The following is a 23,756-nucleotide window of genomic DNA, read 5'->3' as shown; positions in this document are numbered from 1 at the left end:
GGGAGCGACTTCTTGGGCGCGGTCTCCTTGGTCATGGGAACACCTCCTCTCCACCTCTCGTCGGGACGGGGGGCACCCGCCGGCCGGCTTCGGCGGGAGATCGTGTGCCGAGGGCGTCGTCGCCGGCGACGAATCGCGCGGCGAGGTCGACGAGGCTGTCCTCGGCGTGGAACAGCGCCAGGTGGTCGCCGTGCGGGGCGACGTGCAGGACGGACCCGGCGATCCGGGCGGCCACGGCCCGCGACCCGGCGGGATGCGCCGTGTGGTCGTCCTCGCTGGTGACGACGAGCGCGCGCGTGGCCAGACCGGCGAGGTACGGGCGCAGGTCCGTGCCCATGATGGCGCCGTTGAGGCGGCAGTACCGGCGCAGCAGCTCGGGCGTCGCGTACGGGTAGGTGACCAGGTGCGCCAGCCGTGGCGGGGCGACGCCGAGCATGGTGTTGGTGAGCACCGCGTGCACCGCCGCGGCCTGCTGCGGGCTGCGGGCGGCCATCGCCATCAGGGCCTGCAGGTTCTGCTGGTGGTCGGTCTTCGGGCTCTCGCCGCCGAGGTCGAAGTCGCCGTGCCAGAGGCTCAGCGACGACACCCGCTCCGGCGCCCGAGCGGCCGCCACGACCGCGAGCACCGCGCCGCCGCACAGGCCGATCAGGTGCGCGCGGCGCAGCCCGAACCGGTCCAGCACCGCGAGGAGGTCGTCGGCCTGGGCCACCACGCCGGTGTCGCCGGTGAACCCGTCCACGTCGGCGAACAGGCCCCGGGTCTCGGGGACGAGCACGTGGAAGTCGCGGGACAGCCGGTCGGCCCAGCCCTCGGCGAGCCGGGCGGGCATCCCGCACGCGGACACCAGCAGCACCGGCGGCCGGTCCGGGTCGCCGCCGGCGTACGTCGGCAGCACCGCCCCGTCGCCGGTACGCACGTCGGTGCGCCGGAAGCGGCAGGTGAAGTCCCGCTCGCGCGCCTCGGCGACCACCCGCGGCTCGTCCACCGCCGGCGGTGCCGGGTTCGCGTCGAGGTCCAGCAGGTCACTCAGCACCCGCTCGAACGGGCCGAGATCGGCGGCGTCGGTCACCGGAGTCGGCGCCGGCACGTCCAGCCGTTCGCACAGCCGGACCAGCGTGGCGGCGGTGGCCGGGTCGGCGCACCGCACCCGCACCGGTGGCGGCAGCACCCGCAGCAGCGGGCCCGCCGCCAGCAGCGCGGCGGCCGTGTCCAGCCCCGACGTCACGCGCCCGCCCCGATCCACTCGTAGGCGCGGTGGTAGGCGCGGGCGCCGGTGCAGGCGAGCAGCGTGCGCGGGCCGGCCACCCGGTCCAGCACCTCGGCGTACCGCCCCGGGTCGATCCGCTTGTCCGCCACCGGCACGAGGCAGTCGGCGTTGTCGGCGAGGATCCGCTTGTACTCGTCGAACGTCAGCTCGCACCGGCCGGCGAGGTGCTCGCCGATGCGCATCCGGCCCACCTCGGCGGTGGATCGCGCGTCGACCAGGCCGCTGTAGAACTCGGCGGCGCAGCCGGAGCCGTACGAGTACATCCCGACCCGTACCGGTTCGTCGGGCCGCAGGTGGTCGATCAGGCTGGCCAGGGCCAGGTAGACCGAGCCGGAGCAGAGGTTGCCGACCAGCCGCGGGTACTCCAGCCCGGGCGCGACGCGGCGGGCGAAGTCCGCGTCGGCATCGGGCAGCCGGTGCTCGCGGGCGAGCTTGCGGTGCGCCGCGCGGACGATGCCGGCGAACGGCGTGTGCATGGCCAGCCCGCCGAAGGTGGCGCCGAAGTCGACGTCCGCCACCTTCTCCGCGTAGTGGGCGTAGGCGTTCGTCAGGCAGTCCAGGTAGGCGAACAGCGAGCGGTCGGCGTCGGCGACGTCGAACGTCGGGCCCGGCCGGGCCGAGTCGAACGTCTCGTAGCTGTGCGTCCCGAACGCCCCGAGGTCCACGTCCAGCACCCGCGGGTCGTCGCCGAGCAGCACCGCGGCGGCGCCGGTGCCCATGGCCGGCTCGGTGTACGAGGCGTTCTCGTTCACCAGTGACACGTCCGTGGCGATCACCAGCGCCTTGGCGCCCGGCGACAGGCCGGCGGCGAGGTAGCCGCACGCGAGCTGGAGCGCCCCGGTCGCGGCGTAGCAGGCCTGCTTCACCTCCAGCATCCGGCAGCGGCGGCTCAGCCCGAGGTGCCGGTGCACGTACGAGGCGATCGACTTGCTCAGGTCCAGGCCGGACTCGCTGGAGGTCACCAGCAGTTCGATCCGGTCGCGGTCGGCCTCGTCCATCGCGTCGAGGATCGGCTTGGCGGCGTTCACCGCGTGCGTGACCGGATCCTCGAACGGCAGCGCGACCGACTTCGCGGTCATCATCAGGTTGCCCAGGCGGGTCGCGTCCAGACCGCGCCCCTCGAACAGGACCGGCACCGCGACGGAGGCCACCCCGCAGTACACGTTCAGGGCCTCGATGCCCACGTTCATGCCGTCACCTCGCAGAGGTACGCGACCAGGTGGTCGATGTCGGGCAGGTCACTGAAGCTGCCGAGCGGCTCGTCGACGCCGAGCCGCTCCCGGAGGGCCAGGATGATCTCGACCCGGTCGATCGAGTCGGCGCCCAGGTCGCGCAGGTGCGCGCCGCCCGGGATGCGGTCGCCGGGGACCGCCGGCAGGATCTCGGTGATCACCTCGTGGACCACCCGCCGGACCGCTTCGTCGTTCGCGCTCACGTCGTCGCCTCCGTCCGGGTCTGGGCAAGGGCCACCGCGAGCGGCCGTCCGGTGTCGCGGTCGGCGAGCACCACCCGGACCGTCTCGTCGGCGCCGGTCACGTCGCCGCCCGGCCGCCGGGACACCCGCACCCGCAGCACGGCGCCCACGTCGGCGTTGCCGAGGTAGCTCATCCGCTGGTCCAGCACGATCCGCCGCAGGAAACCGGCGTCGGTGCCGCCGCGGTGCCGCCACAGCCGCAGCGACGCCCAGTCCACGATGGAGAAGTAGGACGCGAAGTAGAGCAGCCCCACGCCGTTGAGGTCCCGGCTCGGGTCGACCGGGTAGTCCAGCGTCAGCCGGTCCAGCGGGTCGGGCGGGTCGGGCTCGGCGCCGAGGGCGCGCAGTTCGGCGTACGCGCGCCGGGGCGAGTGCTGCGCGGGCAGCACGGGCAGGTGCGCGTGGCGGAACCCCGGTGGGGACGCGCTGCGCAGGTCGCCGTTGCCGCCGGACGGGCCCCGGACCACCCAGCGGTTGAAGTTCTGCGCGTACAGGCATGCCGGGTCGGGGTGGGCGTAGAACACGTCCGGGTCGACGACCCGTCCGGGCCGGTCGCCGCGCCGGATCTCGTGCAGCGTCAGCACCGACTCGCTGCCGGACGCGAAGGACCGCGAGTCGACCCGCAGCACGTCGCCGAAGGTCATGCCGCGTACGTGCAGGTCCGCGCCGCCGCGCAGGTGGATGTAGTGGAACGCCAGGTAGGTCGGCATCCCGTCGGCGTCGCGGGCGGTGTAGACGTTGGTGTCGCAGAGCGCGCTGACGGTGTCCCAGGTCCAGTCGCCGACCTGGCCGACGAACAGCGACCCCGGGCCGCACATGCCGGGCCGCACCACAGTCGTCCGCGTCGTCGCGTCGGGACCGAGCAGTTCCAGCTCGGGAGTCAGGACGGTCACGACCCCTCCCCTCCGGCGCCGCGCAGGAAGTCGGTCAGGATCCGGTTGCACTCCTGCGGGCTGGTCAGATACGGGAAGTGGCCGGCGTCGGCGATCTCCTCGTAGCGGGCGCCCCGGATGCCCTGGTGCAGCAGCCGCGCCGTCTCCGACGGGATGACCGTGTCGTGCCGGCCCTGCACCACGAGCGCCGGCAGGTCCAGCTCGGCGAGCCGGTCGCGGAGGTCCGGCCGGGCCGCGAAGACGTCGAGGTAGCGCAGCCCCGTCTGGGGGTCCATGCTCTCGCAGCGCAGCAGCAGCGCCTCCACTGCGGCCCGCTCGTGCCGCAGCCGGTCGGCGCCGGACCCCTCGATCGTGCGGTCGAGGTCCTGGGCCGCCACCACGGCCAGCCGGTTGATCTCACCGACCCGGTTGCCGATCTTGTAGGAGCTGCCGAGCAGGATCAGCGACGCGGTGTCCTCCGGGTGGTTGAGGGCGAACGTGAGCGCGACCAGCCCGCCGAACGACGCGCCGGCGACGTGGACCGGCCCGTCGACCCCGATCTCCCGCAGCACCCGCCGTTGGAGGGCGGCGATCCCGTCGAGGGTGAGGTCGGCCGGTGCGGTGCTCGCCCCGACGCCGGGGTGGTGGACGCTGATCACCCGGTACCGCCCGGCCAGCGCCTCGAACTGCCGCGCGAAGACGCCGGCGCCGATGTTGAACGGGTGGGCGAGCAGCAGTGGCGGGCCGTCGCCGGCGGTGAAGACCTCCACCTGGGCGCCGGCCGCCGGCACCACCCGCCGGCGTACGGCCGGCTGGTGTTCCCGCAGCACGGTGCCGTTGTCGTCGGCCGGAGCCTGGTCGCGCAGCGCCTGCCGGACGTCCTCGGGCACCCGGTCGGCGGGCTGGTAGACCGCCCGGGCCGCCTCCCCCGGCGTGCGGATCCCGCCGGTGACCAGTTCGGGAACCTCGCCCGGTGCGGCGGCGAGCGCGGCGACGGCGGCCACCACCGCCTCGGCGTCGTCGGGCCCGAAGCCGACCGGCACGGCGAGCCGGACGGTGCCGGCGAGCGGCCCGCCGACGGCCAGGTGCGGGCCGCCCCGGACGCCGGCGCCGGCGTAGAGCCAGGCCAGCCCGGACATCGTGGGGTGTTCCTGACCGGCCAGTCCGGGCATCCGGGCGAGGTCGAGCAGGACACAGTGGGCGCCGTCGACGTCCACGACCGGCAGGCCGGCCGCCCGCAGGCCGTCGCGGAGCACCGCGACGGCGGCGACGCGCCGCCGGACCAGTTCCGTGACGCCGTCGCGGTCCGCGAGCGCGGCCCGCAGCGTCATCCGGGTGGCCCGGTCCACCTCGGCGCCGCGCCGCGCCACGTGCTCGCGCAGCCGCGCCGCCAGCTCCGGGTCGCGGGTGGCGACCAGCCCGCCGGCGGTGACGCCGAAGTCCTTGGACAGGCTGAGCGTCGCCGTGTCGGCGACGGCGAGCATGTCCCGCACCACGGTCCAGGGATCAACGCCGGGGCCGGCGAGCTGGACGGCGTTGTCGACGACGCGGCTGGCGTCCAGGACGAGCGGCGCCCCGTGCGCGGCGGTGACGCGGCGCAACTCCCGGAGGGCGGCGGGTTCGACGGGTACGCCACCGGCGGCGTTGCTGGCCGCCTCCACCACCACGAACGACACCGATCCGGGGGTCCGGCGGGTCAGCTCCGCCGCGAACGCCTCGATCGTCTCCGGGTCGAGCCGGCCGATTCCGACGGCCACCGGTTCGTAGCCGAGGTCGGCGAGCGTGGACAGCCAGGTCGGGAAGGCCGCGGCGTGCAGCACGACACCGCGCGGGCCGGGGCGGCAGCGGCAGAGCAGTTCCTCGGCCGCCCGCCCGGACCGGGTCGGCACCACCTCGGGCATGGGCAGCCAGTCGTGCGCGGTGAGCTCGGGCGGGGCGGGCCGCTCGGCGAGCAGCCGCGCCCGGGCCGCGACGAAGCCGTCCGCCCGCTCCGCCCAGGAGTCGGTGAGCAGGTCGAACGGGACCAGCTCGGTCGGCACGGCCAGCGCGTTGTACCCGTGCGCGGCCAGCAGGCCGGCACGTCCCGGCCGCAGCGCCGGGTCCGGCGGCGGTCCCGCGTCCTCCGGCGGCGACGGCGGGGCACTCTCCGGCGCCACCGTGGCGCGCGGCGGCGTCGCGGCGGCGTCCGACGGCCGCGCGGGGCCGTCCGGCCGTGCGGGACCGGCGGGGGCGCCGTCCACGAGGTCCGGGTTGGCGATCATCAGGATGATGTCGGTGACCGACGTACGGTCACCGGTCGCCGGCTGGCACAGGTAGATCGGCGTGTTCTCGGGCCGGAACTTGTTCTTGAACTGGAAGTTGCCGGGCCCGAACACGCCCACCGAGTGCAGCTCCGCCAGCGCGTCCGCCACCGCCGGGTCGGCGTTCGGCGACTCGGTGATGGCGACACCGAAGCTCGCCCCGAAACTGAACGACGTGCATCCCTCGGCGGCGGTCAGCTCGATGATCCGGACGATCGCCCACTCCAGACCCCCGGCGGGCATCTCGTCGGCGTAGAACTCCAGGTCGAGCAGGTATCCCCGCTCGGACGGGATCCGGGTCACGATGACCGCGTTGACGAGGACGTCGTCCACCCGGGTGAGGAAGACCCGGTGCCGGGGGTCGAGCGTGCCGCCGCCGATCTCCTCGCGGACCACGCCGACGTACGGGTTCACCATCTGCTTGCGGCGCCCCCAGGAGTCGATCAGGCCGACGATCTGCCGGTCGGTCTCCGGCGACGCGCCGGCCCGGTACTCCTCGATCCGGCAGTCACCGGCGCGCTCGAACCGGTGCAGGAGGCTGCGCAGCCGCTGCATCCGGCCGCCCCGTACGGTGAACGAGGCCAGGTCCGTCAGGCGCTGCACCGCCCCGAACGGGGTCGCGGTGACCGGTTCCCCGGCGACCTCGGTCAGGTGGGCCAGGGACAGGAAGTTGGGCCGCAGGCCGTGGCGCCGCGCCCAGGCGATCCACTCCGCGACGAGGTCGTGGAAGTGGTCGTGGTGCCCGACGAAGCTCCAGGCGAACACGTCGTCGCCGCGGACCGAGAAGTTGACGTAGCCGGCCCGCGCCGAGTCGACGAACGCGTACGGGGCGATGTCCCGGCCGGCCAGCCCGCCCTCCTTGGCGTGGCGGCGGTCGAGGTCGGCCAGGAGGTCACGCAGCGCCGGGCGGCCGGGCAGGGCCCGCTTGCGGACGACGACGGGCTCGCCGTCGACCTCGGCGCCGCTCTCGATCGTCCGGCCGGTGGCCCGCGGACCGTTGCCCGGGTCGGTCCGGGCGCCGGTCCCGGCGGACCGCCCGGCCAGGAACGCGGTGAGGTCGGCCATCGTCGGGTGGTCGAACAGCAGGGTCTTGGGCAGCGCGCCGTAGCGCTGTTCCAGGGCGCCGACGACCCGCAGCATGTCGAACGAGGTGAGGCCGCTGTCGGCGAACGTCCGCCCGGGCTCGACGGGACGCTCCAGCACCCCGGCCACGATCTCCTCGACGCCGTCGCCGGGTGTGGCCGGGCGTGGTGCCCGCGTGCCGGCGGCCACGAGCGCCGCCACCGCCTCGACCGTGTCGTGCTCGTACAGGTCGGCGGCGGTGATCTCCACGTCGAACGTGGCCACCACCAGCCGGGCCAGTTCCATCCGGAAGATCGAGTCGAGGCCGAGGTCGGCGAACGCCCGGTCGGCCGTGATCTCCGTACGGTCCGCGCCGAGCACCCGCGCCACGCAGTCCCGTACCGCCTCGGCCACGTCCGCCGGCGCGGCCGGGACCGTACCGGCGGGCTCCTGGGCGACGGTGGCGGCCGGCCGGTCGACGCGGTCGTGCGGTTGCGCGGGGCTGGTCCGCGCGGGTGCGGCCGGTGGCGCAGCGGCGGCGGGTGGCGCCGTAGCGGCCGGACCGGCTCCGGCCGGGCGGGGGGCCGGGCGGGCGAGGACGCCCACCGGGGCCGCGCCGTTCGGCGTGTGCCCGCCGTTCACCGCTTCCGCGCCGGCGGTCGCGCGCCGGCCCGCGCCGTTGCGGCGCAACGCCGACGGATCGCGCAGCACGATCCGGTCGGCGGCGGTGCGCCGGACCGGGGCGGGCAGCTCCGCCGGGACACGCGGGGCGGGCGGCTCGGCCGGGACGGGCCGGGACGCCGCGGCGGCTCGGACCGGGCCCTCGTCGAACCAGAACGGCCGTGCCGCCAGCGGCGGCGCGGGCACGGAGATCCGGGCCGGCCGGTGCTCCCAGGTCGCCGCCCAGTCGACGTCACCGCCGGCCAGCCAGGTCTCGGTCTCCGCGTCGAGGCGGGGCGGCGCCTCGCCGCGCAGTACCGCCACCGCCTCGGCGGCGTCGGCGACCACGGCGGCGAACCGGTGGGCCAGGGCGTCGCGTCCCACCTGGAGCGTGTACGTGGCACGGGCCAGGTCGGCGCCCTGCGCGAGGCGGTCCGCGACCCGGTGCCGGTACTCGGCCAGGGCCGCGGGACCGGACGCGGACAGCACCAGGCGCCAGGGGCCCGGCGCCGGGGACGCCGGCAGCGGCGGCGGCGACTGCACGACCACGTGGGCGTTGGTGCCGCCGAACCCGAACGAGCTGACCCCGGCGACCCGGTCGCCGGTCCAGGGCACGTCGCGGTCCAGCACGGTGAACGGGGTGCCGTCCAGCCGCAGGTACGGGTTGCGCCGGTGCTGGTGCAGCGTGCGCGGCAGCCGTCCGTGCCGCAGGCTCAGCAGCACCTTGAGCAGCCCGGCGATGCCGGCCGCGGCCTCCAGGTGGCCGATGTTCGTCTTCACCGTCCCGACCGCGATCGTGGCGTCCACGCCCTCGAAGGCCTTCTTCAGCCCTTCGATCTCGATCGGGTCGCCGAGCCGGGTGCCGGTGCCGTGGGCCTCGATGTAGCTGACGTCGGCCGGGTCGACGCCGCCGGCCCGGTACGCCCGGCTGACGACCTGTGCCTGCGCCTGCGGGTTCGGCGCGGTCAGCGACGGCCCGCGGCCGGCGTGGTTGACCGCGCTGCCCCGGATGACGGCGATCACCTGGTCCCCGTCGGCGAGCGCCGCGCGCAGCGGCTTGAGCAGCACGACGCCGCAGCCCTCGCCACGCCCGTACCCGTCGGCGGACGCGTCGAACGTCTTGCACCGGCCGTCGGCGCTGAGCATGCCCGAGGACTGGAACGCCACGAACAGGCCGGGGCTCAGCAGCACGTTCACCCCACCGGCGAGCGCCGTGGAGCACTCGCCGGCCAGCAGCGCCCGTACCGCGCGGTGCACCGCGACGAGCGAGCTGGAGCAGGCGGTGTCGACGGCCTCGCTGGGGCCGCGCAGGTCCAGCAGGTAGGAGACCCGGTTGGCCAGGATGCAGTCGGCGAGGCCGCTCGCGGTGTGGGCCTCGACCGGCACGTCGTGCGCGCGGAGCAGGTCGTCGTAGTCGCAGGCGGACACGCCGACGAAGATCCCGGTGTCGGTGCCGGCGAGGTCGGCCGGCCGGTAGCCCGCGTCGGCGACGGCCTGCCAGGCGGTCTGGAGGAACAGCCGCTGCTGGGGGTCCATCAGCGCGGCCTCGCGCGGCGCGATGCCGAACAGGTCGGCGTCGAACGAGCGTACGTCGTCGAGGAAGCCGGCGCGGACGCCCGCGGTGGCGGGGTCGCCGAGCAGGTCGGTGCGGTCGGCCGGGACCGCGCGGACGAGGTCGTCCCCGGCGGCGAGGTGCCGCCAGAAGGCGTCGAGGTCCGGCGAGCCGGGCAGCACCCCGGCCATTCCCACCACGGCGACCGCGTCGGCCGGCAGGTCCGCCGGGGGCTCGGCGGCGTCCGCCCCGGGCCGGTCCGCCGCGAGCCCGGCATCCACTGTGACCGGTGCCGGCCGGGCCGGGAGTACGGTGCGCAGGTACGCGCCGAAGGCGGCGAGCGTGGGGTGCTCGTAGAGGACTGTGGGCAGCAGGTCGACGCCGAAGCGCTCGTTCGTCTCGTTCACCAGGCCGGTCAGCGAGATGGAGTCGAAGCCCAGGTCGAGCAGTTGGATGTCCGGGTCGACCTCGTCCGGTTCGACGAGCAGGAACCCGGCGGCGAGCGCACGCAGCTCCGCGTCCAGGTCCAGCTCCGGGTCCGGGCCGCTCTCCGGTACCTCCGGCGCCACGTCGGCGGGGCGCTGCACCGCCACCACCGGTTCGGTGCCTGAGACGACGCGGTCGAACGCCCGTACCGCCTCGGCGGTCGGCAGCGGGGCACTCCCCCAGCGCCGCGCGAACAACCGCCGGGTGGCGTCGTCGACGGCCATGCCACCGTCGGCCCACAGCGGCCAGCAGACGGACACCGTGCCGGGCCGGCCGGCGGCGAACTCGTCCAGGAACGCGTTGGCGTAGGCGTAGTCGACCTGCCCGAGGTTGCCGGTCCGCCCGGCGATCGACGAGCACAGCGCGAGGAACTCCAGCGGTTCCGTGCCGAGCGCGTCCACCAGGTGCCGCAGGCCGAACACCTTCGGGGCCAGCACCGCGTCGACGGCGGCGGCCGGCTTCGTCAGGGCGCGGGCGTCGTCGTGCACGCCCGCGGCGTGGACCACCCCGTCGATGCGCCCGTAGCGCCGGCGGATCTCGGCCACGGCACCGCGCACGTCGGACTCGACAGTCACGTCCGCGCGGACGAACGCGAAGGCGTCGTCGGCCGGCGCGGTCCGGCCGACCAGCACCACCGCCGACGGCGCGCGGGTCGCGGCGAGGTGCACGGCGAGGTGCCGGCCGACCGCGCCGGTGCCGCCGACCACGACGTACACGCCGCCGGTGCGCCGGACGGCCGGGCCGGGCCGGAACGGCACCATCCGGCGTACCTCACGGACGCCGCCGCTCCAGCGGACCTCGTCCACCCGCTGCTCCGGCGGTCCGGAGACGTGCCACAGGTCCGCCTCGGCGGTCACGCCACCCCGGACCACCGCGCCGGAGAAGCCGCTGTGCTCCAGCGCGAGCGTGCGCAGCGCCGCCGCCACGGCGGTGTACGCGGGCCGCTCGTCCGGGCAGCCGACGACGATCCGCAGCGGCGCGGCCGGATCCGGGGCGAGCACCTCGACGGCGGTCCGCAGGACCGTGTGCAGGCTCTCGCGCACCTCGTCGGCGAGCCCGCCGGCACGAGCGGGCAGGTGCACCACGACCACGTCCGGGTCGGCCTGGTCGTGGCGGCCGCCGAACGTCGGGCCCTCGCCGACGACCCGGATGCGGGCCGGCGGTCGCCCGCCCTGCGGGGGCGGCTCGGCCCGCCACTGCGGCCGCAGGTACACGCACGGGTCGCTCTCCGGTGCACCGGTCCCGGGCACGTCGGACTCCGGCGCCGCCGTCTCCGGCACGACGCTCCCCGGCACGGTCCTCACGGGCACGGCGTTCTCCGGCACCGCCGCCTCGGGCACGGCGTTCGCCCGCGCCACCGCCTCGGGGAACGCCCGGCTCGGCGACACGGCGTCTCGGCGGTCGGCGGTCCGGTCATCGACCGGTACGGACGACGGCGCCGGTGGCCGTGTGGCACCGGCGGGCTCGGGCAGCCACAGCCGCTGCCTGTCGAACGGGTACGGCGGCAGCGACACCCGTCCCGGCGGGACCGGCCAGCGGCCCGCCCAGTCGACCGGGACACCGCGTACCCACAGCTTCGCCGACTGGTCGAGCCGGCCTCGGCGCAGCAGGTCGGCGGCGATCTCGGCGCCGCCGTCGCCGTCGAACAGCGGATCGGTGCCGGCGGTGCCGGTGGTGACCTCGCCGGCTCGCAGGCGGCGGACCAGCTCGTCGACGTCGGACACGACGACGGCGAGCCGGTGGTCGAACTCCGCCCGCCCGACCTGGGTGCTGTACGCGAGCTGGTCGAGGCGCGGGCGCGTCCGCTCGGCCAGGTCCGCCACGGCGGCCGTGAGCGTCCGCAGCTGCTCCGGCGTCCGCGCCGACAGCACGACGACGTGCGGCCCCGGCTGGACGGTCGTGGGCGCCGGCGCGGGATGCTCCCGGACCACGAGGTGCGCGTTCGCGCCGCCCGCCCCGAACGAGCTGACCCCGGCGCGGCGCGGCGCGGTCCACGGCTGCGCGCTCGTCGGCAGCAGGAACGACCCGGACAGGTCGATGCGGGAGTTGACAGTGGACAGGTTCGCGCAGGGCGCGATCGTGCCGTGCGCGAGTTGCAGCAGCACCTTCGTCAGTCCGGCGATGCCGGCGGCGCCTTCGAGGTGACCGATGTTGGCCTTGACCGAGCCGACCGGGATGCGCCGGCCGTCCGGCAGCGCGGCGCCGAGCGCCCGGCCGAGGCCGGCGATCTCGATCGGGTCGCCGAGTGCCGTGCCGGTGCCGTGCGCCTCCAGATAGCCGACGTCACCGGGTGTCACACCGGCCGCGGCGAGCGCCCGGACCACCAGGTCGGCCTGGGCGGTGGGGTTGGGCACGGTGTAGCCGGCGGTCCGGCCGCCCGCGTTGACGAAGCCGCCCTCGATGACGCCCCAGATCCGGTCGCCGTCGCGCAGGGCCGCGGACAGGGGTTTGAGCAGCACCGCACCGACGCCCTCGCCGGGCACGAACCCGTCCGCGCGCTCGTCGAACACCTTGCAGGCGCCGTCGGCCGACAACATGGTCATCGACGACAGCGCGATCAGGTGCGCCGGGTGCAGGACCAGGTTGACGCCACCGGCGACGGCCGCCGAGCACTCACCGCGGCGCAGGCTCTCGCAGGCCAGGTGGACCGCAGTCAGCGACGAGGAGCAGGCCGAGTCGACGGCGAAGCTCGGCCCGGTCAGGTCGAGCGTATACGACACCCGGTTGGCGATCGACCAGTACGCCGAGTGCCCGTCGGTGTAGCGGCCCTCCGGCCAGCCCTGCGCGGCGGCGATGCGGCCGTACGAGCCGTACATGGTGCCGACGAAGACACCGGTGTCGCGCGGCAGCACTCCCCCGAGAGCGCCCGCGTCCTCCAGCATCAGCCAGACGGTCTCCAGGAACAGCCGCTCCTGCGGGTCCATCGCGGCCGCGTCCTTCGGCAGGATGCCGAAGAAGCCGGGGTCGAACCGGTCGACGTCGGTGAGGAACCCGGCCCACCGGCTGTACGTGTGCCCCGGCCGGCCACGGCGCGGGTCGAAGTGTTCGCGCCAGTCCCACCGCTCCGGCGGCACCTCGGTGATCGAGGTGGTGCCGGTGACCAGGTTCTGCCAGAACCGTTCCAGGTCCGGCGCGCCCGGGTAGCGGCCGGCCAGGCCGACGACCGCGATCGCGTCCGCGTCGCCCCGGGCGGCGAGGGCCGGGACGGCAGGGGCGACCGGGGCTGCCGGTCGCTCCGGTTCCGCCGGGTGCACGGGCGCCGGCACAGCCTCCACCGCTGCGGCGCCGAGCGTGGCGGCGAGCGGTCCGGGCCGCTCCCGGGCCAGGTGGTCGGCGAGCTGCTCGATCGTCAGGTGCTCGAACAGCAGGGTGGCCGGCAGGTCGCCGAGGTCGGCCGAGAGCCGGCGTACGAGGTGCTGGCCGACCAGCGAGTCGACGCCGAAGTTGTCGAACGTGACGTCGTCGTCGAGCTGGTCGGGGCGGTACTTGAGGACCTCCGCGAAGACCGCGCGGACGTAGTCCCGGGCGGCGCGGGCCGGCACCCGGCCCACCGGCGGCGCACCGGCCGTCGCCACGAGCACGCACTGCTCCTGCTCGTCGCCGGGGACACCGGGCATGCCGAGGATCCGGCCGGTCAGGCCCGCCTCGGCGAGCGCCGCGCGCCACCCGGCCGGTGACAGCAGCGGGGAGTGCGGCAGCCGCCGGTGGGCGTCGGTGAACCGCCACCAGCCCGGCAGCAGGCCGAACGTCGCGGTGAGGAAGTCGGAGGCACGGGTGACCTCGTTGAGCAGCAGCACACCGCCGGGACGCAGCAGGGACCGGGCGTGGCGCAGGCTGCGGACCACGTCCTCGGTGGCGTGCAGCACGTTCGTGGCGAGCACGACGTCGTACGAGCCGGCCGCGAAGCCCTGCCCGGCCGGTTCCCGTTCGATGTCGAGGACACCGAACCGCAGGCCCGGGTGGCGTCCGCCGAAGCGGTCCTCGGCCTCGCGGAGGAACGCGGTCGAGAGGTCGGTGAAGTCGTACCGTACGCCCGGGCAGGCGTCGAGGACGAAGGCCGAGCCGGCGCCGGTGCCGGCGCCGATCTCCAGCACGCGGCCCGGCCCGCCCGTCCGGTCCAGCACGGCGGCGGCCTCGGCCGCCACCAGCCGGTGGTAGAAGTCGGCGGCCCGCTGTCCCCGGTAGACGGCGGCGACCAGGTCGGTGCTGCCGCCGGGAAAGAGCACCTCGGTCGGTGCGGTCCGCCCGTCCAGGACGCCGGGCAGGGCGTCGACGCACCGGGCCAGCAACGCCACGTGCGGGGCGAGGTCGGGATGCCGGGCGAGCACGCCGGCGGTGGACAGACCGGCCGGGGGCGCGGACACGGCGGCGGCGACGGCGGCCGCCAGCGGCCCGGAGGCCGGCGCGGGGCGGCGGTCCCGGAGCCGGTCGCGCAGCAGGTCGCGGGCCAGCCCGTCGAGGGTACGGAAGGCCGCGCTGGACAGGTCCAGCGACGGGTCCGTTTCCCCGGCGGCGCCTCCCGGTGCGGGCGGCGCCACGGCGGCGTCGGCGGCGGGCGCGGGCGGGTGGACGCCGAGCGCGGCGAGCCCGTCCCTGGTGCCCTTGAGGACTGCCACCTGCGGGTGCGGGCCGGCGAGGATCCGTTCCAGCGCGGCGACGCCCTCGGCCGGCTCGATGGAGCCGATGCCCAGCGCCGCGAACCGGGCCGCGTATCCGGGGTCGGCGACCACGCCGACGCTGCCCCACCAGCCCCAGTTGACCACGCGTACCGGTTGTCCGCGGCGGTGCAGCGCCAGCCCGTACGCGTCCTCGAACGTGCTCGCCGCGGCGTAGTTGGCCTGCCCCGGGGCCGGGGCGAACGACAGCGCCGAGGAGAACAGCGCGAGGAAGTCCAGCGGTTCGCCGGCCAGCGCGTCCGCGAGCACGCCGACGCCGGCGACCTTCGGTCGCAGCACCTCGGTGAACGCCGTCTCGTCCATCGCGGACAGGGCACGGTCACGGAGCACGAGCGCGGCGTGGAACGCGCCGTCGACCGGCCCGAACCGCTGCCGCGCCTCGGCCACCGCGCGGCGGACCGCGACCGCGTCGGTGACGTCGGCGCGCAGGTAGACGGCCTGCCCGCCGAGCGCCTCGATCTGCGTCACCAGGGACCGGATGCGCTCGTCCTCCGGGGACCGGCCGAGCCACACGAGCCGGGCACGGCGGGTCCGGGCGAGGTGACGGCTGACTTCGAACCCGATGCCGCCGGTGCCGCCGACGACGAGGTAGACACCGCCGTCGCGCAGCGGCGCCGGGCCCGCGGGCCCGGCCACCGGCTCCAAACGCCGGACCAGGCGGCGGTCACCGCGCAGCGCGACGAACCGGTCGGTGCCGCGTTCGCGGCGGATCGCGTCGGCCGGGGTGAGGTCGCCGGGACCGGCGTCGACACAGGTGACCCGCCACTGCGGGTACTCGGCGGCGATCGCGCTGGCCAGGCCGGCCAGGCCGGCGGCGTGCGGGTGGACCGGCTCGCCGGGCAGACCGGCCACCCCGGACACGACGAGGGTGAGCGTCAGCGGCCCCCGGTCCGCGCCCAGGTCGAGCAGCCGGCGCAGCAGGCGGAACGCGTCGAGCGTCGCGGTGTCGTGGTGCGGCGGGGCGGCCGGATCGGCCGTGCGGGCGAGCACGTACACGGTGTCGTACCGGCCGGTGGGCAGCTCGCCGAGCGGCAGCGTGTCGTCGGCGCCGAGGGCGGCCGCCAGCGCGGCGTCGCCAGGGGTGTGCACGGCGAGGACCCGCCCGGCCGGCGGTGCTCCGGAGGGGGCGGCGGCCGGCCGCCAGGCCGGCACGTACAGCAGGTCCGGTTCCCCGGCGGCCGGTGGCACCGGCCCGACCGGCGGGCTCTCGGCGACGGAGGGCGTGGTGCCGGACGGGTCGTAGGGGCGCAGCGCCACACCGTCGAGCCGGGCCCGGACGTCGCCGGTCAGGTCGGTGACCACCACGTCGAACCGTCCGCCGTCCCGGCGTACCACGTGGACGCGGGCGGTCGTGGGCAGCCGGTCCGCGACGACGGCCGACTCGACGGCGAACGGGACGAGCATCCGGTCCGCAGGATCGACCACCCCGGCGATCGCCTGCAACGCCCCGTCGAGCAGCTGGACGTCGCCGTCCGCGCTGAGCGTGCCGAGCGCCTCACCGGCGCCCAGCCGCAGCTCCGTCAGCACCCGGAAGGACGGCCCGTAGCGCAGACCGGCCCGGGCGAACCCCGCGTACAGGTCGTCGACCGGACGGCGGCCGGGGCAGCGGGCCTCGACCGACGGCAGGTCCACCCGGCCCGGCGGGGCCGGGTCGGCGGCGCGGCGGGTGGCGACGGCGTGCGGCGTCCCGCCGACGGTGAGGGTGATCCGGTCGTCCCGGGTGACGACCGCCGTCACCGGCCCGGTGACCACGACGGGCCGCAGCCAGGTCACGTCGGCGGCGCCGGCCGACCCACCGGCGGTGGCCTGGCGCAGGAACGCCGCGCCGGGCAGGACCGGGACGCCGTGCAGCGTGTGGTCGGCCACGAGCGGGTCGGCCGGCGTGAGGGCCGTCTCCCGCCGGTCGCGGCCGGTCCAGAAGCGGTCGCGGGCGAACGGGTACGTCGGCAGCGGGACGCGACGCCCGGCCGGCATCGCCGTCCAGTCCACGTCCGCGCCGGCCACCCAGCGCTCGGCGAGCGCGACCAGCTCGGCCGGCGCGTCGGGCGGGGGCGGCCCGCCGGCCAGCTGCCGGACCAGGTCGGCGGTGTCGGCGGCGACGAACGCGGCCCGGACCGCCAGGTGCGCCCGGCCCCGCGCGAGGGTGACGGCGACGTCGTGGACGTCGGCCGGTTCGGTACGCAGGCGCTCGGCCAGCCGGTCCGTCAGGTCACGCAGTGCGGACGCGGTCCGGGCCGAGACCGGCACCACCACCGGCCCGGTGCCGGTGCCGCCCGTCGCGGCCGGTGCCTCGGCGACCACGAGGTGGCAGTTGGTGCCGCTGAAGCCGAACGAGCTGACGCCGGCGACCAGCCGGTCGTCGTGCCAGGCGGTGAGTTCCCGCACCACCGGCAACCCGGGGATCGGCTCGGTGGCGTGCGGGGTCGGTGGCAACTGCCGGTGCCCCAGGCTGAGCAGCACCTTGATCAGGCCGGCCACACCGGCGGCCATCGTGGTGTGGCCGATGTTCGCCTTGACCGAGCCGATCCGGCAGTGCGGGCCGACGACCTGGGCCAGCGCCTTGACCTCGATCGGGTCACCGAGCGCGGTGCCGGTGCCGTGCGTCTCGACGTACCCGACCTCGACGCCCGCCCGGGCGTGGACCTCACGCAGCAGACGGGCCTGGGAGACCGCGCTCGGCGCGGTGATGCCGTTGGTACGGCCGTCGCCGTTCACGCCGCCGGCGAGGATGACCCCGTGGACGTGGTCGCCGTCGGCGAGCGCCCGGTCCAGCCGCTTGAGGACGACCACGCCGACGCCCTCGCCGAGCACGATGCCGTCGGCGGCGGCGTCGAACGGCAGGCACCGGCCGGTCGGCGACAGCATCCCCGTCTGGCTGGTCCAGACCTGCATCTGCGGCGTGCACATGACTGCGACGCCGCCGGCCAGCGCCGTCTCGCAGTCGCCGGAGCGCAGGCTCTCGCAGGCCAGGTGCACCGCCGTCAGCGACGACGAGCACGCGGTGTCGATCGCCATCGTGGGGCCGGTCAGGTCGAGCAGGTACGCGATCCGGGCGGGCAGGATCGAGCTGGCCCCACCGAGGAACGCCTCGCTGGTGTCGCCGCGGCCGTGCCGTTCCAGCAGCCGGGGGTAGTCGCCCGCGCCGCAGCCGACGAAGACGCCGCACCGCATCGGCCGCCCGGCGTACCCGGCGTCCTCCAGGGCGGCCCACGCCTGTTCCAGGAAGATCCGCTGCTGCGGGTCCATCGCCTCGGCCTCGAGCGGCGAGACGCGGAACAGCCCGGCGTCGAAGGCGTCCACGTCGTCAAGCAGTGCCGCCCACCGGCTGCGGGTACGGCCGGGTACGGCGGGGTCCGGGTCGTAGAGCTCCGTCAGGTCCCAGCGGCCGGGCGGAACCTCCCGGATGGCGGACCGGCCGGCGGCGAGGTTGTCCCAGAACGTGTCGAGGTCCGGGGCGTCCGGGAACCGCCCGGCCATGCCGATCACCGCGATCGCGGTGGGCGCGTCCGAGGCCGGCGCCGTGTCCGGTGCCGGCGCCGCAGCAGCCGGTGTCCCGGTCGTCGCTGCCGCAGAGGGTGTTGCTGTCCCGATCGGTGCCGGTGTCCCGGTCGGCGCCGGCTCCGCGTGGGAAGGCGGCACCGACGGCGGGCGGACGGCGAACGTCAGCGGCGGCGGCTCGAACGCCGTGGCGGGCACGGTCGCGGGCGTCGGGGCAGTAGCGGGCGCCGCGGTGGCCGCGGTCAGGACCAGTGGCGGCGGGCCCGCGGCGGCCGGGGCCGGTTCGTCCACGCCGGACGGTGCCGGGGGCGCGGTGGCCTGGGCGCGCAGCGAGGCGGACTCGGCCAGGTTGCGCCGCACCGCCTGGGCGAGGTCGGGCACCGTGGGGTGGTCGTACACGGCGGCCGAGTCCAGGTCGGTGCCGAACCGGCGGTTGAGGTCCCGCACCAGCTCGACGGCGCCGATCGAGTCCAGTCCCAGGTCGGCGAAGGTACGCGACGGCAGCACCTCGTCCGGGCGCAGGTACAGCAGGGCGCCCACGATCTCCGTCACCGCGTCGCTCACCGTCCCGTCGTCCGGGCCGGGCGCCGGCTGCGCGGCCGGCGTCGCCCGGCTGCGGAACTCGTCGACCTTGGTGAAGTGCTCCCGCACCAGGGCGGCGGACTCCGCGCCGAGGACGTTGCCGTGCATGCGGACCTCGCTGGCGATGACGTCGGGCAGCCGGTCGAGGATGCGGCCGGCGAGTTCGTTCTTGAGCGACCGGATCACCGCCGGTGGCTTGTCCGCCATGGACCGGGCCAGGTCCAGCGCGGCCGGAACGACCTCGTGCGGCGGCAGCACGGTCACGCCGGCTCCGCGCCGGCTCAGCTCGGCGCCGGTCATCGACCGCCCGGTCAGCATCATCTCGGCGGCCAGGGCCGGGCCGAGGCGTTGCTCCAGGATGTAGGTGGCGCCCATGCCCGGGGTGAAGCCGTAGCGGGTGAAGTTCGCGCTGTACACCGACGTGTCGCCGAGGACGACCACGTCGCCGTAGCAGGCGAACGCCAGTCCCCCGCCGGAGGCGTGCCCGGCGGCGGCGGTGACGACCGGCCGGGTGCAGCGCAGGATCCCCTCGTACACGAGCGCGGCGTCGGTGAACGTGCCCTCGCCCTCGGCCAGCGCCCGCAGGGCCTCGGGCGTGCCGCCCATGCTGAAGACCGAGCCGTGGCCGGTGATCACCACGGCGCGTACGTCGTCGCGCCGCTCGATCTCCGCGAACGTGTCCCCCAGTGCCGCGAGCAGCCCGTCGGTGAACATCGGCGCGCGCATCGACACCAGCGCGACGCCCTGGTCCAGGACGCGGAACTCCAGTTCCGGCCCGTCCGGGACGACCACGTCGCCGTCGACGGCCGGTGGCGGGCCCGCCGCCGACGCGACGTCGTCGCCGGTCCCGGCTCGGACCGCGTCGACCGAGCCGGCGCGGGCGGCGTCCCAGCCGCCGAGCCAGCACGGTTCCTCGGGCAGTGGGCAGGTCGGCAGCGGGACGCGACGGGGATGCCCGTGCGGGTAGCAGGCGGACCAGTCGACAGCGCCGCCACCGACCCAGTGCCGGGCCACCTCGTGCAGGTCACCGGCCCGGAACGCCGCCACCGGATCACCGGTGGCGGGCGCGCCGGTGGTCACCACGTCCCCGGTGTCCTCGTCGCGGGCGAAGCGTTCCAGCGCGGTGCGCAGCGCGTCGGTGCCGGACGTCACGACGGCGATGCGGACCGCCTGCGGCGCCCGTCCCACCTGCGTCGTGTAGGCGATGTCGCGGACGCCGCGGTCCCCGGCGAGTTCGTCGAGGCGCGTGGCCACGCTCAGCCGGCCGATCGCCTCCACCCCGACCAGGTCGGCCAGCCGCGCCGGGTCGAGCCCGAGGTCGCCGAGGGTCGCCGACGGTTCCAGCGCCTCCTCGGGTACGCCGAGAAGGTCGGCCACCGCCGCGGTCGGGCCGGTCGACGCCGGCAGGCCGGCCGCCATCGCGCCCGCGTACGCCCGCAGTGTCCCGGCGGTCGGCGCGGAGAGCACCACGAGCGCCGGCCCGTCCGGCGCGGGTGCGGCGGCGGGGGCGAACTCCTCGACCAGCACGTGCGCGTTGGTGCCCCCGGCGCCGAACGCGCTGACGCCGGCCCGCCGTGGGACGCCGGGCGGCGGGGTCCACGGCTCCAGCGTGCGCTGGACCCGCAGCGGCAAGGCGGCGAAGTCGATGTGCGGGTTGAGTTCCTCGGCGTGCAGCGACGGCACGAGCGCGCGGTGCCGCAGTTGCAGCAGCACCTTCGTGAGCCCGGCTATGCCGGCGGCGCCCTCCAGGTGCCCGATGTTCGACTTGACCGACCCGATGGCGCACGCCCCGGCCGGCAGGTCCGCACCGTCGAACGCCTGCCGGAGGCCCTCGACCTCGATCGGGTCGCCGAGCGCGGTGCCGGTGCCGTGGGCCTCGACGTAGCCCACTGTGGCGGGGGCCCAGCCGGCCGATTCGAGGGCGGCGCGGACGAGCGCGGCCTGCGAACCGGGGCTCGGCACCGTCGCCCCGGCGGTACGTCCGGTGTGGTTCACCGACGTCGCGCGGATGACGCCGTACACGTGGTCGCCGTCGGCGAGCGCGCGCGACAACGGTTTGAGCAGCACCGCGCCCACCCCCTCGCCGGGCACGTAGCCGGTGCCGTCGGCGCCGAACGCCCGGCACCGGCCGTCGGTGGACAGCCACTGACCCTGCGCGAGCTGGAGGTACTTCTGCGGGTGCACTGTCACGTTCACCCCGCCGGCCAACGCGAGCGTGCACTCGCCCCGCCGGATGCTCTCCACCGCGAGGTGCACGGCCGTCAGCGACGAGGAGCAGGCGGTGTCGACGGCCAGGCTCGGCCCGGTCAGGTCGAAGGTGTGCGAGACGCGGTTGGCGATCGCGCAGTGCATGGCGGTCGGGGCGACGCCGTCGGTGGCCCCGCCGACGAGCTGGTAGTGGTTCCACATGACGCCCGCGTAGACGCCGACGACCTCGCCGCGCAGGCTCTCGGGCGGATGCCCGGCGTTCTCCAGCGCGTGCCAGCAGGTGGTGAGGAACAGCCGTTCCTGGGGGTCCATCCGCTCGGCGTCACGCCGGGACACCCCGAAGAAGGCCGGCGCGAAGCGGTCGACGCCGTCGAGGAAGCCGCCCCACCGGCCGTACGTGCGTCCCGGGGTGCCCTTCTCCGGGTCGAACAGCGCCGCGTGGTCCCAGCGGCCGGCGGGCACCTCGGTGATCGCGTCGACCCCGCCGGCGAGGTTGCGCCAGAACGCGTCCAGGTCGTCCGCGCCGGGGTAGCGCCCGGCCATGCCGACCACCGCGACCGGGTCGTCGGTCGGATCGCCCATGGCCGACTCACCGACGGCAGGTCCGCGGTCGGACAGGACGGCCGGGCCCGGGACGGTGGCGGCTTCGGTGGCAGCCTCACCCGCGGCCGGCACGAGTTCCCGCAACCGGTCCGCCTGCCCGTGCAGGACCAGGACCGCGTCGTACGGACCGCGCAGCACGTCCCGCAGGACGCCGAGCGCGGTCCCGGTCGGCATCGGCTCCTGGCCGGTGCGCTCCGTCGAGCGGCGCAGGGCGTCGGCGGGTGCACGCATGCCGCCCTCGGCCCAGTACGGCCAGCCGATGACGACGGTCCGGCCGCGGCCCCGGCGTTCGACGTGCCGCAGGCCGGCGTTGGCGTACGCGTAGGCGGCCTGGCCGGGGTTGGCCACGTCGGCCGACGCGGAGGAGAACACGACCAGGAAGTCGAGCGCGTCACCGGCGGTGGCGGCGTCGACGTGGCGGAGGCCGTCGAGTTTGGGGGCGGCGACGGCGGCGAGGTCACCCGGGTCGCCGCGGAAGAACAGCCCGTCCCGGGTGACGCCGGCGCAGTGCAGGACACCGTCGATCCGGCCGAACCGCTCCCGTACGCCGGCCACCGCCGCGTCCACGGCGGCGGCGTCGGTGACGTCGGCGATCGCGACGTGCACCTCGGCACCCGCGGCGCGGCACCGGTCGACGAGCGCCGCCGCGGGCGCGGTGCGCGACAGCAGCGCGATCCGGGCCCGGTGCCGGCGCGCCAGGTGCGTCGCGAGGACGGCGGCGAGACCGCCGGATCCACCGGTGACGAGGTAGACGCCGCCGTCGCGGAACGGCTCCCCGCCGGTGGCCTCGACGGACAGGTCCACCTCGTGCCAGCGCCGCACGAGACGCCGGCCGCCGACGTAGCGGACCTCCGGCTCGGCGTCGGCCGCGCGCAGCTCCGCGCGTACCGCGGTGGCGAGGTCGCGGGCGTGCTCGACCTGGACGAACCGGCAGCGCAGGCCGGGGACCTCGGCGGTCACGGTGCGGGCCAGCGCCGCGGTCGCCGCCTGCTCGGCTGTGGCTTCGCCGGCGTGCACGACGAGCAGGTCGCGCGGTCCGGCGTCGACGAGGGCGGTGGCGGCGCGCCACAGGTCGGCGGCCGGGTCGCCGGTCAGCAGGACGACGGCGGGCGGCAGGTCACTGGTGTCGCGGAGCCGGTCGACGGAGTCGACGTGGGCGGCGGCGAGCCCGGCGGGGAGCACGCCGCCCACGACCAGGGCCTCCGGGGTACGGGCGGCCGGCGGCACCGGGTCCGCGGGCACCCAGGCGTCGACGAAGGACAGCACCGCCGGATCGGGGGCGGCCGGAGCCGGGGCCGCGCCGGCCACCGGCGCGTCGGACGGCGGAGGGACGGCCGGGGCGGGCCCGGTGGACAGGTGCGCGGCGAGCGCGTCGATGGTGGTGTGCTCGAACAGCAGCGTCGGGTAGAGCTTGCGGCCCACGAGGTGCTCGACCCGCTCGGTGAGCCGGAGCAGCGCGACCGAGTCGAAGCCGAGGTCGTAGAACCCGGCCCCGGTCGCCACCTCGGCGGGCGGGCGGCCGAGCATGTCCGCGACGGCGGCGCGCAGCGTGTCGGTGAAGCCGTTCGCGGCACCGGGCGAGGACGCCGCGGGCCGTCCGGGCGTCGCCGCCGACGACCCGGCGGCGGGCCGGACCGGTGCGGCGTCGGCCGACACGTCGGCGAGCAGCCGGCGTACCAGCCCGGATTCGCGAATGCGCTTGCAGGTGAGACCGGTGAACCCGGCCACGAACCGGCCGTGCTCGTCGCGGATCGTGTAGTCGGTGGTGATCACGTCGCCGGACGGCGCGAGCCGTTCCGGGGTCGGTACGTGGACGTGACACGTCGGCGGCAGCGGCTCGGGTGCGCGGAACTCCCGGACGAACATCGGCACGAACGGGTCGTCGGTCGGCATCTCGACCTGCCCGAACCCGGCCAGCGTCGAGGCGTCCAGCGAGGCCGGGTGCAGGTGGAACCCGACGGCTCTGGCCGCCGGGTGCTGCTCGCGGGTCAGGTCGGCCAGGAGCGCGCCGCCGCCGATGTGCAGGGTGCCGCGGCAGCGCATCGCCGGGCCGTGGCGGATGTTCTCCCGTACCGCCCGCTGGTAGAGCACGTCCACGTCGTCGTGCCGGTCCGCGGCGGCCCGCACCGCGGCCAGGTCGAGCGGCGGCGGGACCGGCTCGTCGGTGAAGCAGACCAGCCCGTGCGCGTTGTCGTGCCAGCCGGACACCGGGTCGTCACCGCGCAGCCAGCGGCTGCGTACGGTGAACGGGCGCCCGGCGTCCTGCGGCTCGCCGATGGTGAGCACCACTTCGCGGTCGAAGCCGTCGCTGGTGACGATCGCCTCGGCGAGCACGGTGTCCCGGACGCAGAGCCGGCGGTGGTCCCAGCCGGCCGCGACGGCGGTGCGGTAGACGAGGTCGAAGAAGACGACGCCGGGAAGCACCGACACCTCGTGCAGCCGGTGGTTCCGCATGACGAAGTCGTCGTGGGTGAGCCGGAACCGGCTCTGGACGTCGGCCATCGGGAACCTGCCTC

At 76.1% G+C, this 23,756-nt stretch carries 5 protein-coding genes; all 5 read right to left on the bottom strand.

What is annotated here, in order from left to right:
- Positions 1-31: 31 nt before the first annotated feature.
- From Q3W68_RS22240 to Q3W68_RS22220, 5 genes are read right to left on the bottom strand one after another with little or no spacing between them, the layout of a single operon-like run.
- The gene (locus tag Q3W68_RS22240) at positions 32-1,225 is read right to left on the bottom strand and encodes an alpha/beta fold hydrolase (RefSeq protein ID WP_302907284.1); all 1,194 of its coding nucleotides are present in this window, start codon (positions 1,223-1,225) and stop codon (positions 32-34) included.
- Positions 1,222-2,457 carry a hydroxymethylglutaryl-CoA synthase family protein gene (locus Q3W68_RS22235; protein WP_302907283.1) on the bottom strand — a complete coding sequence of 412 codons (1,236 nt, stop codon included), beginning with the start codon at positions 2,455-2,457 and terminating at the stop codon, positions 1,222-1,224. Before Q3W68_RS22235 ends, Q3W68_RS22240 begins: the two co-directional genes overlap by 4 nt.
- Positions 2,454-2,702: an acyl carrier protein gene (locus tag Q3W68_RS22230; RefSeq protein ID WP_013476299.1), complete on the bottom strand. Its 249-nt coding sequence runs from the start codon at positions 2,700-2,702 to the stop codon at positions 2,454-2,456. The genes Q3W68_RS22235 and Q3W68_RS22230 overlap by 4 nt, the downstream gene beginning before the upstream one ends.
- A complete protein-coding gene (locus Q3W68_RS22225) occupies positions 2,699-3,634 on the bottom strand; it encodes an LnmK family bifunctional acyltransferase/decarboxylase (RefSeq protein ID WP_302907282.1) in 936 nt (311 codons plus the stop codon). The genes Q3W68_RS22230 and Q3W68_RS22225 overlap by 4 nt, the downstream gene beginning before the upstream one ends.
- Positions 3,631-23,742 (bottom strand): SDR family NAD(P)-dependent oxidoreductase, encoded by a 20,112-nt coding sequence (locus Q3W68_RS22220; protein ID WP_302907281.1) that lies wholly within the window; start codon positions 23,740-23,742, stop codon positions 3,631-3,633. The genes Q3W68_RS22225 and Q3W68_RS22220 overlap by 4 nt, the downstream gene beginning before the upstream one ends.
- Between the last annotated feature and the right edge of the window lie 14 nt (positions 23,743-23,756).

This window comes from Micromonospora sp. C28ISP2-4, assembly GCF_030519385.1.
In the GTDB taxonomy this organism is placed as follows: Bacteria; Actinomycetota; Actinomycetes; order Mycobacteriales; family Micromonosporaceae; genus Micromonospora; species Micromonospora tulbaghiae.
This window is presented reverse-complemented; position numbering and strand designations above follow the sequence as displayed.